We start from the raw sequence: 18,348 nt of genomic DNA, 5'->3' as shown, positions 1-18,348 counted from the left end.
GGCAACTGCCTCCTGCAAGATATGTCTGCAATCAGGATGGTGCATCCATTGCAAATCTCTTCTTGCGCGTCAAGCCTCAAATTGAGGTGAATGCCAAAATGGAAGGCTTTGCTTGACTTCTGTGGCCACCGGGGCACACTTGCCTCAACAATTCACCAGGGAAACCCTCCACCGCCGATGCCCAAGTCCTCAAAATCACTGAATGATCCTATACCCCCGCGTGCACCGAGGCTCCAGCCGAGTTTCACGGGCGAGGATTACGATCGTCTCCTACGCATTTGGCAGGGATATCTCCCAACGCGCTATTTGAAGCGTGAGGCCGACGTTCTCAATGTCGCAATCCTCGAGTGGATGCAGATCCATCGGGAGTTGGGGGCGATCATGATCACGGATGTTCTGCGGATCCTGGGCGAGGAGCCGAAGACGGTCCGCCCGGGCACGACGGAGAAGCGCATTCAGGTAACGCTTTCCGAGGAGAACTACGAGGAGTTGATCTTTCTTGCGAACCAGTACACGTTCCGCGGTGTGCCCGATGCGATGCTGGCGCGGCTGATTATTAACGAGTGGTTGGACATTCGCGAGCTCTCGTTGGAGCCTGTTGAGGACTTGATTGAGAAAATCGGCGACGGTCTTCGGAAGCGGCGCAAGAGCTAGTCGACATGGAAACGCGAAAGCTTGTCCAGGCCACTCACGTTGCATTGCGACGGTGCTTCGCGATCAAGACCGTCTCCAAGACCAGAGCGTCTGCAAAACAGGAAGCCCTGATCCAGGCCGGCTTGGCGCATCCGTGCGTGTTGCCGGTTTATGATCTCGTGCCGCGAAGTGGGCGAGATGGATTGCTTCTGACGCAGTGGCTGGATGATAATGGCAAGTGGTGGAGCGAGTTGCTTGCCGAACGATCAAGCGATCTCTGCGCCGGCGACAGCCTTGCCCCGCACATCGCGACACTCCTGACCATCGCGCAGACGGTCGAGTACGCTCATACTCGCGGAATCGTTCACGCGGACCTCAAGCCTGAGAACATCTACGTTGGCCCCCACGGCCGCGTATACTTGTGCGATTGGGGACACGCCGTCTTCAATGGCTCGCGAGATGAGCTGATCCGCGCGAGTTGGGGGCCGGCGCTGCTTGTGCTGGGGGACGATGCACTCTTCGCGCGGCAGATCCCCATTGGGTCGACCCTCTGCTACGGCACGCCGTACTACGTCGCGCCGGAAGCAATGCCGAGCAATGAAGCTGAACTTGCAGATTCTCACGTGGTGATTTCAACGGCAACCGATGTCTGGTTGTTGGGTGGGATCCTCTTCGAAATCCTGACCGGATATCCACCGCATCATCCGGGGGAAGATCGGGAAGTCCATTCCTACGAAGCCATCGCCATTGCTTGCCGCGGTGATCTGAATTCGCAGGCTCTTGAGCAAGCGCCGGAAGAGTTGCGTCAACTCGCGATCGCAAGTCTTTCCGCGGCGCAGCAGTTGCGTCCGACGACAGGAGAGTTCATTGCGGCTCTCGAGGCATACCTGTCCGGCGCCTATCTGGCTCTCGGGAGGGGTGACTTCAAGACCGCAAAACAACTTGCCGAGAGAATTCCTGAACCCGAGAAGCGGGCGGACCTGTTTCGAGCAGTTCACCGCGGCCGGCAGCGCCAGCGGATTCGGAATGCCATCATCCTCATTCTGCTATTCGCGGCGATCGGAGGGATCGGATATACGATTCACGTGAAATCCAGGAACGCACGTATGGTTGGTGTCATCGAGGAGACCTCCGATCTCTTGAGCACATACTCCGGGCTGTATCGTGACATCGACCGATCGGAAATGACACCGGAAACGCGCGAGGAGTTCATGCAGGCCCTTCGCAAGACAAAGCACCGATACGATGAAGCCGTTGCCGTCGTGCCCCAGGTGGTCCTTGTAACGACCGAGCGAGCAGGCGCGCATTACCTGCACCTGACGAAACTCTCCTACGATTTGGGCGAGTTGGACTTTGCAAGAGAATGCATCGAAGCCGAGGTGGAGTTGCGCACGAATGTTCTGGAAAAGCACCCGAACGATCTCTGTGCGCTGAGTGACTATGCCTTTGCGCTTCGCTGGAAGATCAGAACACTGGATGACGAGACGCCAGTTGTGTACTACCTGCACCTGGCGGAGGAACAAGTCGATGTGTGCGAGCGCCTGGAGGAACTTGATCCGACAAACCCAGGACGGAAATACGACACGGCCCAAGCCTATAACCTTCTCGGCTCTGCATGTCGCAGCAACGACGATCCGGAGCAAGCGCTGGACCACTTCAGGAAGGCCGCTGACATTCAACAGGGCCTTGTCGATCAGTATCCTCGGCGGACATACACCGGCGGACTGTTCAATCAGTGGAACAAGATCGCCGGGCTGCTGCTCTCACTCGACAGGAGGGAGGAGGCGCGCGAGCTACTGGAGCGAAGTCTTCTTGCGCAAGAAGAGTATCTGTCTACCGCGGACGATCCTCATGTATCGCACTACCACTACCTGGCTCTCACGCACTACTACCTCTACGAGTACTGGCGTTCTGTTGATTCCGAAAAGGCACAATCGTACCTGACCGCCGCCGCCGAGCAGATCGCGAAACCCCTCGCGGCCTACCCGGAGAATCCGGACTACAACGCGCTGGCAGAGAGCATCGCAGCAGCCAAGAACCTGGCGATTCATTCAGCTCAATGAGTTCGACCCAGCACCTCAATTAGACGGCGTCAGTCACGATCATATTCTCTCCAATCGATGATTGTGGAAAGCTCTCCTCCGTTATCGATGACTGTGATTTCGATCCCCTCGGACTGCAGGGTCCCGAGCGAGGCGCTTGCGGTTGTCGTCCCGGCTGCTAGTGCAGTCACCGTTCCATCCGCCGCAATGGAGGCCACGAACGGATCAGATAGCGTCCATTGCACATTTGCGGTCACGTTCTCATCTGGGGTGGCGTCGGCATAGTGACGATAGGCTTCCACTTGGCCTGTGACCGGATTGATCGTGATGTCGAGTTCCTGCCATGTCGGCTCGGCAAGCAGAGAAACGTCGGCCGCGTTCAGAATGTTGAGAGAGACTTCGTCGAAGACGCCCTGATATGTGGCCCGGACTGCGACGCTGCCGGGCTGAGCGGCAACTGCTCGGCCGCCCGGGAGCATTCGCGCGACTTCTTCGTCACTCGTAGACCATTCGCACAGCCAGGAAACATCTCCGCTGCTGCCGTCAGTGTAGGTTGCGGTTGCCATGAATAGCTTCTGCTCGCCGGCGGCGATCCGATCGGGCGCTGCTGGGGTGATGTCGATCTGTTGCGCAACGAGTGATGCCACGATGACGGTGGCGGAGTTGCTGGCGATGCCCTGGTGATTGGCAGAGACTTGCGTCTCGCCTTCTCGAAGGGCATACATCGTCCCCACTGCATCGAAGGCTGCGACACTCGGCAGAGCGGCTTCCCAGTAGAGCGCCTCGCTTTCGAGACTCTCCGTCGTGCCATCAGCATAGTGAGCGACGGTGGCGAAGCTGAACGTCTCGCCGGGGAAGAGAATCGCGAGGTCGGGAGAGATCACGATCGTGTCGATCGTATTCTCCTCCACGATCTCGATGCGTTGGTTTGGTGCGATTCCGTGACGTCGCGTCACTACGCCAGAGGGCCACGTCACTCGCAACTCGTCGAGGTACTGCTCTTCGCCAAGGCCGAAGTGAATAGTGGGGGACTGCTGGCTGCGCCACCCAATCCCGGCACTCACGTCTCGGGACTGGAGCAGCGCATCTGCCTGCCACAATTCTACTCGCGCACCGATTCCTTCCGCGTTCGATAAAGTGCCCGCCAAATCGACTTGCAACCAATTGCATCCGTCGATTCCGTGCGGGTCGTCTTGCGGCACGATTAGATTGTTGCGAAAGAGTGTGGCTGCGGGAAGAGTGGCCTGCGCCTGAACGAGGTCAAGATCTCCGTCTTCATCCAGATCGGCCACAGCGGCGGCCGTTCCGGGTCCGTTCAGGGTGCCATCCACGCCACCTGCGTCCGTCGAATCGCTGAATCCCAGACCGGCATCGTTGTGGAGAAGAATGTTCTCGGTCCCGTCAATCGATACGAACGCGTCAACGAATCCATCGTGGTCGTAATCGAATGCCACGACGCCGCGGGAGGCGGCGATCGTCGCCGGGAGCATTGCACTTGTCGAGTCGTTGAAAGTCCCATCGCCTCGGTTAATGAAGAGCGAATCACGACCATCGTTGGCCGCGAAGATGTCAGGCCAGCCATCGTTGTCGAAATCGGCCACGGCCACGCCATAGCTGTCGCGCGGATCCTCCGTGCCGGTCGCGCCAAGCAGGGTGAAGTGCCCCGCACCGTCGTTTGCGTAGAGCGCATTGGCCGCATCACGCACCGCGAGATACAGATCCGCATCGCCGTCTCGATCGAAGTCGGCGAAGCGCGCCATCTCCGTCGCATCGGTCAGGCCCAGGCCGGCCGTTGAGGTATCATCGACGAAAGACACCACTCCTGATTCGGTCAGCATGTTTCGGAGGAACGCATCGGCGCCGTCGCCAGCAATGTAGAGATCCAGATCGCCATCGGTATCGGTATCCGCCCAAGCCATCTGGTTCGCGTTCGAGCAGGGGATTGTCGCTGTGGTGACGACATCGAATTGCCCGCTCGCACCGCGGCGATAAGCGCGGACGAGATTCGGATAGAGAAGGAAGAGCAATGGATCGCCCGAATTCTCCACGTCGATCATCGCTGCGTGTTGAGTTCCGCTTGCCGCGACAACGCCTGGAGAGACATCGGCAAACATCAGATTGCCGTCGCCCTCCATCAGGTGGGGGCGCAGCCCGGCGGGCAACAACATCAGGTCTACTGCGCCATTGTCCGTAACATCCGTCAGAATAACACACGTGGAGGGGGCATCTGCTGATGTGACGCCGGAGTCCCCTGTGATGTCTGTGAATAGCGTCTCCGGCGGTGGCACAACGTTGACGACCACTGTGCCGGTGTCCTTCATCCCGCCACCGTCGCTCACTTCCACGGACAGCGTCTCAGTTCCCTCGAACCCAAGTGGCGCGGAGGCGACCAGGCGGTGAGATGAGTCGACACGGGCGCTGACCATGGAGCCCTGCGAAGTCCAGAATGCGAGTTCCGAATCTTCCGTGTGATCATCATCTGCATAGTCGTCCAAATCGAGCGAGGCATCGCTGGAGCCGGCGAGAACGGTCACGTCCGGCAGGGGGGCCAGTGTGGGCGAGTGATTCGGAACGGTGAGAGCGGCAGAGAAGAAGTTGGCGGAATCCCCACTGGAATAGTCCGATACGGTGACCGAGAAGCTCCCTGAATTGTCGGACCAGTTGCTGCCATCGTGATTGCCGAGATAGAGTCTCGTGGCTCCATCCGGCACAACCAACGTGCCTGAGGAACCAATAAAGAACGGCTCGGTCTGGTTGTCGAACAGTCCGACAAGGGAACCTGTGGGAGCTGTGATCGCGCTGATTCCGTACAACTCATAGGCAGCGTTGCTTTGGACATCCCAAAGCCCGTCCGGGTCTGAGGTCTGTCCAACGTTGTTATCAACTGTTCCCGTTGCAGTGATCTCCAACGGTTCGCCAGCGGTCACGCTGATGAAGGATGGGATATGATCGCCGACGCGATCCGAACCATAGGCGATCGTGTCGTCCGACGTGGATTGCCCCGCGAAGTAGATGCAATCTCCGCCGTTGACTGTCGCCGTGTCTCTCACTTGAAGAGACGGCATGTTTCCCAGTCCTGCCGTGATGCTCCCCGTCGAGAAACTATCCGTCCAATTTGCCAATTCTACGCCATCCTGCATAAGTTTGAATTCCTCGCCGCCGGAGTGGCGCAGTGTGAGTGAGGTGATGGAGTCGTTGCTCAGGGTTACACTCGCTCTGTTCGAACCAGAGCCACTGGAGATGCGATCGACTGTGGCTTCGCTCCCATCCACATTCAATCGCATGTAGTCGTCCGGAGCGAATGCCACGTAGCTTGTGTGATTTGCTGGGGCAATTCCTGAGACTGCGAGTTTGATGCCGTCGCCATCCGTGAATGCGATGTAGTGGCGGCCGGATGGAGAGATTCGGTAGTACTGGCGATTTGCCCAGGCCCAGGTCATTGTGGCCGTTGCGCCAAAGTCAATCTCTTCCCAGGTGTAGGGTGCAGCTGGTCCGACTCGGCGGTAGAGCTTGTTTCGCACTGCGGCATAGGGCGTGCCGTCAGGTGCGATCTCAATGTTGCTGTAGCGTCCTTCAGCGGGGTAGATATCGCTGCTCTCCCATCCAGAGGATGTCTTGTGCAAATACCCTTCAACCACTCGAGTTGAATCGTGATAGACAATGTGCGGGTCACCTTCGGAATCCAAAGCCAGGCCAGCGTGTCTGTGCGATGCTGAATTCACTGCAGGCAAGGGCCACGAGGCATCCCACGACGACCCATTCCAGGTGGCGAAGTATGTTCCCACGGTCGACCACTTGGTATAGGCGATCTGCGGAGCCGACCCATCGAATCGAATCGTTGAGTAGCGGCCTGGCGTATCCGTTCCATCCACAAGTCCCACGGCTGCACTGAGGTCCGGTCGATCAGTCCAGTAGTATAGTCCACTGTTGCGGTAGCTGATGTGACGGTATCCCTGAGCATCGGTGTCCAAAGAGAGATTGTACTCGGAAAGACCCACTCCGAAACTGTTGAATGTCTCCCAACCGGCCATGCTGACCTTTGCCAGTCCTTCCGCACAGGCGACATCGAGTTTTCCATCCACAGGATTCCAGTCAATCATCCGCGCGCCTGCTGCGATAATTGGGGAATCCACAGGTTCAGAAAGCGAACCATCCCACTTGCGAAGGCGCAGTTGGTTCGCCTCAGGCTCCTTGTAGGACAGAATATAAACAGCTCCTGAGTTTTCGTCGACGGCAAGGGCAGGATTGCTCCACGCCGCATTTTCCACCTCAAGAACCAACCAATCCGTCAGCGACGTCGAGGCGCGAGCCATCCCTCGCTTCGTGCTGCTGGCTCCCAGAACCCCCAGACTCCACGTATCGCCGAAGATAGTGCTCGTTTCGGGAGATGAGCCGCCGAAGAGGATGAGATTCCCATCGCTATCGGGGCAGAGAGAAAGATTGACCCGGGCATCGGGAGAGAGGTTGAGCGACAACTGCTGCCAGTCGGCCCCATCCCAAAGCCACGTGTCGTCGAAGCTATTGCCAACGCCCCAGTCGATACTCTGATATCCTCCGAACAACACAACGCCGCCAAAGGTTGCAGAGAAGGCTAGTCCCGAACCGGTTCGTTTAGAAGGAGATACGGTCGGTGTTGATTGCGACCAATCTGACCCGTTCCATTCCCACGTCTGGTCGACATCCTGCAAGTCTGCTTCATTTCCACCGAACAGCACCGTGACGCCTCGGGATGTATCATAGGCAATCGAAGTTCCCTTAAGCACCGGAGGGCTCGTGGCGAGGCCAGTTTTCTGGATCCAATCCACTCCATCGTACACCCATGTTTCGTTGCGGCGGTACTCAGTTGCACCCACTTTCTCGATGCCGCCGAAGAAGACACACTCGCTTCGCAACTGGTCATACACCATCGCCCCGCTGTGCGCTGCATTCGGATGATCGGCAAGGCTCCGCATTGTCCAGTTGGAACCATTCCATTCCCACGTCTCGAAGGATGGAGTGTTGGACCCCTTCTCTGTGGCACCTCCGTAAAGCACGACGACGCCGCGTGAGCTGTCGAATGCCATGGCGTGTGCGGCTCGAGGGGAGGGACTCGTAGCGGGGAACTTCTGTGTCCATTCGCCGTTCTTGAAGATCCAAGTGTCGTCGAAAATCTGGCTATCATCCCATCCGCCGAAGAGGACTACTTCTCCGCGGGCGGAATCGTAGCACATCGCCGTGCCTTGACGCACAGCCGGGGATGCGGACGGCGCGAGAAGAGTCCAGTCGTGCTCGCTCACCATTGGCACCTGATACGTCAGATCCCAGGCCCCATCGTACAGGTCGAAAGTCTTGGAAAGGGCGATCGCTTTGCCGGCCGTAGCCGTACTGAGAGATAGGCCGGAGGCGCCGGCGGCCATAGTGAAGTCGCTCGCCACGGGCTCCTCGATCTCGGAAGCCGTCGCCTTGTGCCAACCCGGCCACGTGCCATTCGAGCGCGGCCAGGTGATCGTTTCGAGCGCCCCTTCAGGAGGTTGCAGGGTGATGCGTCGCGTCACGGTCGTTGAGCCGCTCGGGCCGATGGCCGTTTGCGTGACGTTGAAGCTCTCGCCGAACTGGTCGGTCGTTGAGAATGTATGCTGGGGATTTGCCAGCGTCGTTGTGGTTGAACCGTCGCCAAAGTCGTACACGACGGTGGTCGTCCACTGAGACGCGTCGGTGAACTGCACGGTGAGGGGGCTCTGGCCGACAACCACATCGGCGGTGAATCCTGCGACCGGCCTCGGAGGCTCGACTGTGACGGGCTCTGTGACGCTGTCCTGTTGCGTGCCTGTGCGGCTTGGTCCGGTCAGGGTGAGCGTTACATTGAACGTCTTGTTGTTAGGAAAGTCGCCGGTGGAATAGTCTCGGAACGTGTGTGAGACCGTGGGCTTGTCGGGGCCACTGATTGTGACGCCGTCGCCAAAGTCCCACTCGTAGTTCGTGACGTACTCGGAGTTCGGCAATGCGCGGAAACGGCGTTCGGTGGGCGAAGGCTCGGCAGCATCCGGCGCGATCGAGAAGTCCGCAACCAGTGCCGGATAATCGACTTCAAGTGTAAACGTCTGCGTCGTTACCCCGCCGCGCCCATCATACGCGACAAGGTCCACGGGATAATCGCCGACGTCGCTCTCTGTCACGAGCCACTGCAATCGGCCCTCGGCGCGATCGAGCGCCATTCCCGCCGGTGCGCGACCCAGAGCAAACAACACGGCATCCTCATCTGGGTCCGTAGCATCTGCATCGTACACATACTCCTCATTGATCACAGCAGTTGTATCGGCCGCTGTGTCGAAGAGGGGTGCGCCATTCCGCGCCATCCAGTTGTCGACCAGCAGGTAGAAGGTCTGCACGTCGCTGCCGCCGTTGCCATCGGTCACCAGAATGCCGACCCGATTTGCGCCCAAATGTCCATCGACCGGCGTGAACGCAATTCGCCCCGTACCTGCATCGATGAATACCCCGGGGGGCGACTCGGTCAGTTCGTAATTGAGCGCATCGCCATCGTCGTCGACAGCTTGCACGATATACTCGTATGGGAGACCAACGCGGCCTCGTTCCAGCGGAACAGACACAATTCGCGGCGCATTGTTCCCGGTCGTAGAGTGCAGCCGCACCTCGACAGGATCTGTAGGCAGACTGCGTGCCAGGGTCTCCACATCCATCGCGCAGACGGCTACCCGATACGTGCGGCCGTTCGTCAGGTTACTGATCTCCCACTCGGTCAGATCTTCCGCGTTAATCTGATTTTGGAATCGCTCAGTTGAACCGATGGGCAGCGTATCGTACATCAACACGTACTGCACGCTAGTCGTCGGAACCGTGTCGCTGGCCGTCCAAGCGCACGCAATTGCGGACTCGCGAGCTGTTGCTGCAAAATCCGCTGGCGGGCTCGGCGCACTGGGGTGTGTAATACTGATGCTTGCACTGGAGTAATTCGAGTAGACTGGCATATTCCTGCCGTCATTTATCATGCCGTAGATGTAGTAAGTGCCGGATGCCACATCAACAATGTTCCAAGTGTAGCTGCCACTGCTCGAATCTTCCTTGATTGGATTGGTTCCAAGACCAACAGTAAGCGTGCCGGTGGTGAGGTAGTCACGCGTGATTTCCTGGCCATCATATCCTTCAGAGTCGTCGTCGTAAAAGAGGCGAATATCCGCGTTGTCATCCGGATCGTCGGCCGAGAAGGTGATGTTAACCTGTGCCGGATTGGACAGATCGCTTTGTGGCTCGATGATCTCTAGGGACGGCGCGACGTTGGGGACAAGCAACTGCACATCGTAATCGCCCAGGCCCGAGACCTCCGCGACACTCAGTGTGTAATCGCCTTCCTTCACCGCGTCCCATCCTTCCGGTGGCGAAATCAGGAAGGCGACTTCACGCTTGTCCGTACCCGGAGAGTCGATGCGCCAAGGCGCGGTGTTGTCTTCATGATAGACGACTGGCCCCATGTGATCTGGTGCAAAGACATCGGAGGAGTCAGTGACCATGCCATCGGGGTCGGTTAAGGTGACCCCTGCATTGCCGGAGGAGTAGACAAACCGGATCACGGCATAGGGCGTGTCCGAAGCAATATGAACGGTCTCGTTCAATGGACCGGCACGACGACTGGAGAAGGACCCGTCGGTGCCGCGCAAGTCGCGCCACAGCGAGACGGGCATCTCTAATTCAATGCCCGGCGGCTCCAATGTTCCATCGCTGTTGAAGCGACAGTGAACGTGGATCCCACCAAAGTTTGCACGACAGAAGATATAGCCCTCTTCTGGATTCTGTACGACTTCGCCGTAGGTGTAGCCAAGTACCTCGCCTCCCACCAACCACCAATCGTCCGGAGCAACCAGCCGGCCCTCGGACGTCATCTTGAAGGAGTTCGCCTTCGTGTCGTAGTGCAGTTTGCCCTCGGCGATGTAGATATCCAGCAGGTTCAACTCGCTCTGCCCGTCAAGAACACGGCACGTATTGTCGTACTGTATGGCTGCCTTGAAGAGATCGAATCCTTCGAACAACACTTCAGTCTCTCCTCCGAAGGAGACTTCAGAGTAGAATAGCCGCAGCGCGCCGTGAAGCTCGAAATTGCCTGTTCCAAGCCAGATCGTGCCACCTGTATCCGGGTACTTAGCCTCCAGGATATTCGTATGCCCGATCGGGGCCTGTATGAAGCCGATCGTCATCCCGATATCACCGCTGACGGCGATGTTATCAGGATTGCTGGCGAGGCCTTGAACGCCAAGTCCGAGGCCCTTGAAAGCAACCACATAAACTCCTGGAATGCTGGTCGGAAGAACTGGAATCGGGTGTTCCACTTCGCCCGAAATCTTTACGCCATCCAGGGTCGTGTAGTGGATGAGGAACACATCCGCTGTGATGGTAACGCCATGCAGTTTCGGGAACTTCGCGCTGCCGCCAAAGTGGACCTTCTGGTCGTCGAAGGTGCTTAGTCCTCCGTAGAGACTTCTCATCTCGAGCAGGTTGGGGATTTCAGGCAGGTTGTTATCAACTGCAAACGTACCCTCGAATCCATCTCCGTTGAAGTACGACTCGAGTTCCAGGTAGGTCCAATGACCTAATCTGGGATCGAAGAGGTCGCTTTGTCCGCTGATAGCCTTATTCAATTCGGAACTGGCCTCCAATGCTGCGCGCTTTGAAAGGGGGAAGGCTACCTGAACTCCTGCATGAATCATCCCCGCATGACCAGGGTCGTCGTGAGCGAGGATCTCGAGACTTGTCAGGTCGAGGATAAGCGTCGGATAGAGGACAAACACCGTTTCCGAGAGATCCGCAAACTGGTCGACAGTTCCCGAGCCCGCATCGATTGTGAGCAAGTCATCCAAGTCGAGGATATCCCACGCATCTTCGTCGAATCCAGGCAGCCCGTTCGGTTGGAGGAGGAGATTGGCGGCATCAGCCGGATCGATTGAAATCTTCTCCGTACCAGTCACAACCTCGGTGCCCGCGGGCATGACCAGATATCCATGAATAGAGCCGTCTTGAACAAACTCGTAGCTTGGTGCTGTTGCGATATCAGAAAATCGGCCTTGGAGTTTGAGTTGTCCTACGATTCGCTCTTCTTCCGGTGGCAGCAGCGAATCCATCTGGAAGGTCGTGGAAGAAACCACAATGTTGTTGTCTTCAAGATCGCCAGACCACTCTGAGTTCGCGTCGATCTTGAGCTTCAGGTACTTGTCAATGCCCTCCGGAAGGCCGGAGGAGGAGACGTCCCTGGATTCAGAAACGCTGCCATTCGCTGGCACTCCGTTGGTTAGACGGAATGAACCAAGGAAGTTGTCTCCAGCAATAGCAGTGTTGGAATTGTCCGAGGCATAGACATGTATGTCCAGTTCCCCTTCATTCTCCATGCCCTTGTTATCGACTCGATACTGAAAGCCAATGGGATCGCCGGCTGGGAAGACTTCCCGGGTGAGCTCCAATTTCGAAGGAGCCAGATCATTGGTGACCTGTGCCGGCTGCAGACTGATGTGGATCCTGTATTCGGACAATCCACTCTTCATGTCAGTAACTCGAAGGTAGTACCGACTGGTGTCTGCATAGTCTGCTTCAGAGACGTTGCAGGAGAATTCGGAGTCCCAATTGGGAGCCTCGAAGTCCAGACGGCATTTCTCCGGAGACCACTTCGACGAATGCACACTGATTGAAAGCGGGCCGTCATCTGAATCCAGCTTCACGACGAGCAGGCCATACGTTGGAACTGAGAAGGACCACCAATCGACAGTGTTCCGTTCCAGTTCCACGTTATCTCCATCCCACCGATCCAGCGAGAGACTGAAGTACTCGGTTTCATCGGGGGGAGGCGGCGGAACGTCTGCCTCCATTGAGATATCCACAATGTTGCTCGTATTTGGGGAGACCTCCGGCCAGACCAGTTCCGTCTTGTAGCCGTTCTTCGAGGCCACAATCATGTAGGTCCGGTCCTTCTGGAGCCCGAAGTCGTACGCGCCAGACGCGTTCGTCGATACGGTCTTCAGCGGATTCCAGCCGCCGAGATAGTACTTCAGGGCAACCTTCACATTACCGATAGGGGCTCCGGTTCCTTCCTCTGTGACCCGGCCTCCGATCGTCAAATCGCCCGCGCCAGCAACCTCTATTGGCAACGAAACAGAGACATAGGCGTGTGTGTCGGAGGGCGACACGGAGTCCGAGTAGGCTCCCCGTTCGACATTGTCGTATCGCGCACGGACTTTCAGCACACGGGGCGAGCTCGTCTTGTCGACGTAGACGGAGTAGTAGCCGTTGGCCTCGGTGGTGGTCCATTTGGTGTACGTGGAATCGTATCGATCGGCGTAGACCTCCACGCGGGCACCGGCGATGCCCTGTTGGCCACTATCGCGTACGTACCCGTAGACTTTGAGCTGAGCGCCGGCAGCCAGAAGCGGCGCTGGTAACAGCGGCGCAATCAAGCACAAGAAAGTCAGTATTCGTAAAGTCTCACCACTTCGTTTCGCTCCGCACGCTCTCATCGTCCTGCCTCCGTTGTGTTGAGTAGGCGCCGGCTAACGAGTCTTTTTCAGCCTCGCCGCCTCCACCGGCCATCCGCCACGTTCATTCACGGCATGATCGATGGCCCGTTCCTTTGTCGCTGCTGCCACTTTCACCAAGTAGAGCGTATACTCGCCCTGCTCCCGGTTCTTGAAGGACAAGTGGGCGATTCCCGCACCTGTCTCTCCCGGGCGATACCCCGGGATACCGTGATAAAACAAATCGCTGGCCACGACCGCATTGCTCTTCTCGTGCACCAGCATCGCAATCAACTGGTCGATCTCTCGCGGATTAACGACATTGTAGATGTGATAGTCGACGGTCAGATTAACCGCCGACTCCTCTACAGAGATGGATAAGTTCTCGTATGAAGCGAAGGTCCCCGTATCTTCGCCCGCAATAGTCCCTTCCGTAGCGATGCTAACCACAGACACGTCCGGCAAGTACTTCTGGGGGACCATGATCAGGAGGCACAAGAACACCGATGCAGCCGCGACGCCGATCAACATCGTCAGATCGATTTTCCGATCCAGGAATTGCCGTGTCTCCGGGGAATTGGCGACGATGGCTGCCTGCTGTCCATCCTCCTCGAGGGGTTCTGTCGCGACCTGCGCGATCCGTTCCGGTTCCTCGTCGGTAAGAAGGTTCGCTTCCAGCGCCTCGAAATCAGCCATAGCATTCTGCCAGGATGGGCAATTCAGACCCAACTCCTCGCGCAGTGCCGGAGAAACTTCCTCCCAGAGCTCTCTGTATTCCTCGCCGGTCACGCTTCCATCTCCTCATTTTCCGACCAACGTTCTTCTAGTCGTCTTCGGATGCGCCGATGCGCTTTGTGTCGTGAGACACGGATGTTCTCCGGCGACTTGCCAAGAAGCTTCGCCAACTTCACCGCAGACGCCTTGCCGCCGGCCGCGAGATCGGCCCTAATGATCGCTCTTTGCAGTGGAGCGAGAGCCTCGATTTCCTCGCGCAAGAGACGCACTCGACGTTTGGACCCCTCCGAGGATTCGCTTGTCTTCTTCATAAGTCCGCGTACGTAGAGTCCTTTGTCCTCATCATCAGCCACTTGGAGGAATCTATCAGTATCACTCCGTAACCAGTCGACTGCCACATGGAAGCAAATCCTCCAGTACCACCCTCTCAAGTCGCCCCTGGCGGGATCGAATTGATGAACCGATATGGCTGCCTTCCAGGCACCATAGCTGAGGAAGTAGCCGATCTGTTCCGGCGTGAACTTCACCTCCAGGCGTCGCTCCAGCGTCGTCTTGAGCACCGGTGCCATCTCCCGTCCGTGGATCGTAACAAGCAACTGAATCCCTTGCGGGCGAGTCTCCTCACCCCGCAAGAGACGAATGAGCTCCTCATCCGTCGTGCCTGGTGGTCGGATGTTGGACATGTGCTCTGAGTCTACCACACCACTCTACAAGAACTACGTAAGAGCGTTAACCATCCAAATGGCCTTAGTGATTACTCCCATTTATCCGAAAACGCAGGGTTCTAGTGATAAGGCTGAGCAGAGTTGGCTCAGATGCTCAAGACAAATGAATGTTTCACCATCCATCTTACCAGGTGCGCCTGTGTTTTTGTTCATTGTCTAGCCTTGGCATACGCTCGCCCATGACCAGCTGGGGGGTGCTCCTCGAAAAGGCCCAACACGTCCGAGTACTTGTTCAGTTTCCATGGCTGCTCCTTCCGGCTGTACCGGTCCTGCTCACCGTGGTATCCTTCAACATGCTCGGCGACGCCTTGCACGACGCAATCGATCCGAGTGCATAGAGCAGAGCACCGGGACAACCCTTCGTCTCCATCTTCGGAGATACATCTGGAATCCTGGCTTTGTGCCGCATTGAATTCGTAGGACGGATCCGGAACCAGGACAATGAACTGGCAGCGTGATCCGGGTCAGGAAACGCGATGAAGTATGGCGACGGGGATCGCCTCTCTTGGGAATCCAGGGTCTACCTTGTTGCCGCAGTCCGAATGGGACCAGGGTGTATTCATACACGTGTCAGAAGAAGGTGGCCAGCAGACCAACTCTCAGTTCTACTTATCGAGCTGTTCTGATACTATGCCGAAGATCCGTAGTACGACAGCAGATCCCATCCATCGGACTTGCTTCAGTCAGGCAGCGATTCACCTATAGCGGCTGCAAATAAAGCGCAAAGATCTACTCAAATCATTCACGGCAAGCCCCGAGCATGGCGTCTGAGGACCGGGAAGCACCAGCCGGGCCCAGGGGCTTCTTCTTCGCGATCTCCTCCTCCAGAGATCGGCCTACACGAGATCACTTGGCAGTCGAAGTGGAACGATTCGATATACGCTACGGCATGCTTCCAACCGACTTCGCGGCACATAGACCAGCAGGAATAATCGAGCTTAAATCACTGATGAATATCAAGTTACAGGAATCTCTCGGCCGATTGTCTGGGAGATGACGGCTTAGAATTGATGGAAGGATTCGAAGCGGATCGAATTCGCTCTTGACACGTGCAAAGTAGATGCGCACGATCCACCCATTCGACGGGGGAAGGGGAACTCCATCCCAGAGTCGGAACTCATGTCCCCGCAGCGGGCAGGTTGAAAGGAAAACAGATTATGATTCGACGTCGCGGCTTCACGTTGATCGAGTTGCTGATCGTCGTGGCGATCATTGCGATTCTTGCCGCCATCGCGGTGCCCAACTTCCTTGAGGCGCAAACGCGCTCTAAGGTCTCTCGTGCGAAGGCGGATATGCGTTCGCTCCGTACGGGGCTCGAGGCCTACGCGGTAGATTACAACTCCTACATTCTGGATATCAACGGGATGCCGAGCCATCCGTTGCACAACCCAGTGGACGAAGTGGCCACATGGACTCAACTGACAACTCCGATTGCCTACATGACGAGCGTGATCTTCTCGCCATTCCAGAACAATTCGCCATCGTACGACAATAATCCGAATGGCGATAAGAACACCTTTGAGTATTGGGGACCAGGCTTCTTTGAAGTTTACCCCGCCCTGCAGAATGTCCGAAGCACGCTCGGATTCCAATATATTATCGGGGCCTTGGGGCCGGATCTGGATCGCGACTTCATCGGGGTCTCCCCGGTCGATTACGTCGACCTGGATGACGGCTCGACAACATCGATCTATGATCCAACGAATGGAACCGTATCGAGCGGGGATATTCTATCCAGCAACAAGATTTCGTTCTACGGAGACTAAGCCGCACCAGCGGGTGAGCCGAGACGCTGCGAGTGGCGTCACAACACTTCCTTGAATGGCAGTTCCACCTATGAAGTCGAAAGGACTTGAGATCATGAAGAGAACATTTTCAACGATCGCCGGTGTCGGGTTCGGTCTGGCTCTGTGCCTGCCTCTCTGTGCATCGACGATCAACGTGTCGCCCGGTGCGGGGACGCTGCAGACTGCGATCAATGGTGCAACGGCTGGCGACACGCTTGTGCTTGCCGACGGTTCGTACACACAGGATACGGTTGATGTAGACAAGGCGCTGACTATTCAGGCCCAGAATCTCAGCCAGGCGGTCATTACGAGCACCGGCGGCCTCAGCGGCCTTGGAGGCGTACAGATCAATGCAGATGGTGTGGTTCTGGAGGGTTTGACCGTTCAGAACTGCGATTTTGCAGGCGTTGCATTGTACGCGGCGGGGACGACGACGCTGACGAGCATGACCATCACGGGCAATGGCGCCGTTAGTGACGGCCATGGAATTCAAGTGTACCAGGTCTTTGGAACACTGAATCTGAATACATCGGACTGCGATGTGGATAGCAACGGTGGGCGCGGGGCTTCCTGCGGCGGCTGGGGTGACACAATTCTGAACTGGACGGACGTCGGATCATCGTTCGACAATAACTTGCAGGGCGTCTTCTGCGACAGCGCTGTCACGTTCGATTGGACGGGCAGCAGCGTGAGCGGAAATACGAATGAGGGTGTGCAATCATTCTGGCCGCTGAGCGGCACCTTCGCCAGCGTCAGCTTCGATTCGAATGGCCTGGGCGCCGCGAACGATTGGGAAGCTCAGGGCGTCGATCTGTTGCCGGGCACCGGGTCCTCCATGAACCTGGCGTTCACAAACTGCACATTCAACGGCAACCAAAACCGGGCGATCCTGCTGGAGGCCGCTGGCGGTACGGACAGCCAGCCGGTTTCGACGATTTCGCTGACCAACTGCGAAGTCGACAATACGGTGGCGGGGGGCGAGGCTCTTGGCATGTTCCTGCCGGTGGATTTCACGATGACCGGTGGCCAGATCATGAACAATGACATTGCCGCCTTCAAGCGCGCCGTAACATCGCCAACATCTGCAGGTCTTTCGTCCTCTTTGATATTCGACGGCGTTACAATCTCTGGCAATCTGGGAACCGGCATCGAGGTCGATGGTGGTGGCGAGGAAATCTCGACAACGATCCAGAATTGTACAATCAGCAACAACGCCGGCGTTGGGGCGATCCGCATTTTCGGACGCTGGGGCTCTTCGCCGACGGCTTCGTCTGCGACTTTGACGGACAACTGGATCGATATTGGCGCTGCCGGTGCCTTCGACGCGGCGGTCCACTTCCTGCACGAGATTGCAGTAACGATGGATGGCAACATCATCGAGGGCGAGGATCGCAAGGGCATCCTTGCAGTGTCGACGGATGGCGGTGGCCCAGACATGGTGCTGAATTATAATACCATCGTGGGAGACTTCGCGTCGACGTCGTTTGATTGCGCTGGAATGTTCATGCGCCTCGAAAATTCGGTTCAGGACGTCACGGCAGAGGTCAACAACACGATCTTCGCCGGCAGCAACTCCGGCATCGTCGCGCAGGACTTCGGTTCCCCTGGCTCGGGCGACATTATCAAGTCGGGCGATTACTCGCTCTATTACACGAACGGCGGTTGGCCGATGGATAATACCGGCGTTTACTCTATGGGTGCCGCCGCGAATGACATCGAAGGCCAGGATCCGCTCTTCGTGGATGCGGCCGGCGGCGATTATACGCCTGGCAGTGGCTCGCCCGCGGTTGGAGCTTCATCCGATGGAACTACGATCGGTGCGATTCAGCCTCCTTGGGCCGGTATCGCCGATTGGGAACTGTACGAGGTCTATTGATCTGCTCAGGCAATAGTGCCTTCTTTATCCGCCCGGGGGCTCCTGCGGATGGTCACGCAG

At 57.3% G+C, this 18,348-nt stretch carries 7 protein-coding genes; 4 read left to right on the top strand and 3 right to left on the bottom strand.

Annotation, left to right across the window (positions count from 1 at the left end; genetic code table 11):
* Window positions 1–177: 177 nt before the first annotated feature.
* Window positions 178–654, top strand: a complete 477-nt coding sequence (locus KQI84_02895) for a hypothetical protein (GenBank protein MCB2153809.1) — start codon at window positions 178–180, stop codon at window positions 652–654.
* 5 nt (window positions 655–659) lie between these two features.
* A complete protein-coding gene (locus KQI84_02890) occupies window positions 660–2,696 on the top strand; it encodes a hypothetical protein (protein ID MCB2153808.1) in 2,037 nt (678 codons plus the stop codon).
* Window positions 2,697–2,725: 29 nt separating this feature from the next.
* Here KQI84_02890 and KQI84_02885 read toward each other — a convergent pair whose 3' ends face one another.
* The 3 genes from KQI84_02885 to KQI84_02875 are packed head-to-tail and all read right to left on the bottom strand — an operon-like array spanning window position 2,726 to window position 14,583.
* Complete coding sequence (locus KQI84_02885; protein MCB2153807.1) at window positions 2,726–13,168, bottom strand: VCBS repeat-containing protein; 10,443 nt, start codon at window positions 13,166–13,168, stop codon at window positions 2,726–2,728.
* Window positions 13,169–13,201: 33 nt separating this feature from the next.
* Window positions 13,202–13,954, bottom strand: a complete 753-nt coding sequence (locus KQI84_02880; GenBank protein MCB2153806.1) for a hypothetical protein — start codon at window positions 13,952–13,954, stop codon at window positions 13,202–13,204.
* Complete coding sequence (locus tag KQI84_02875) at window positions 13,951–14,583, bottom strand: hypothetical protein (protein ID MCB2153805.1); 633 nt, start codon at window positions 14,581–14,583, stop codon at window positions 13,951–13,953. The genes KQI84_02880 and KQI84_02875 overlap by 4 nt, the downstream gene beginning before the upstream one ends.
* A gap of 1,199 nt (window positions 14,584–15,782) precedes the next feature.
* Between KQI84_02875 and KQI84_02870 the strand changes: the two genes are divergently transcribed.
* Window positions 15,783–16,391 (top strand): prepilin-type N-terminal cleavage/methylation domain-containing protein, encoded by a 609-nt coding sequence (locus KQI84_02870; protein ID MCB2153804.1) that lies wholly within the window; start codon window positions 15,783–15,785, stop codon window positions 16,389–16,391.
* 94 nt (window positions 16,392–16,485) lie between these two features.
* Window positions 16,486–18,288, top strand: coding sequence for a right-handed parallel beta-helix repeat-containing protein (locus KQI84_02865; protein MCB2153803.1), 1,803 nt, complete (start codon window positions 16,486–16,488; stop codon window positions 18,286–18,288).
* Window positions 18,289–18,348: the final 60 nt, after the last annotated feature.

The sequence above is a fragment of the bacterium genome (assembly GCA_020444065.1).
Classification (GTDB): domain Bacteria; phylum Sumerlaeota; class Sumerlaeia; order SLMS01; family JAHLLQ01; genus JAHLLQ01.
Note: the sequence above shows the minus strand (reverse complement) of the source record. Positions and strands in the feature narration are given on the sequence as shown.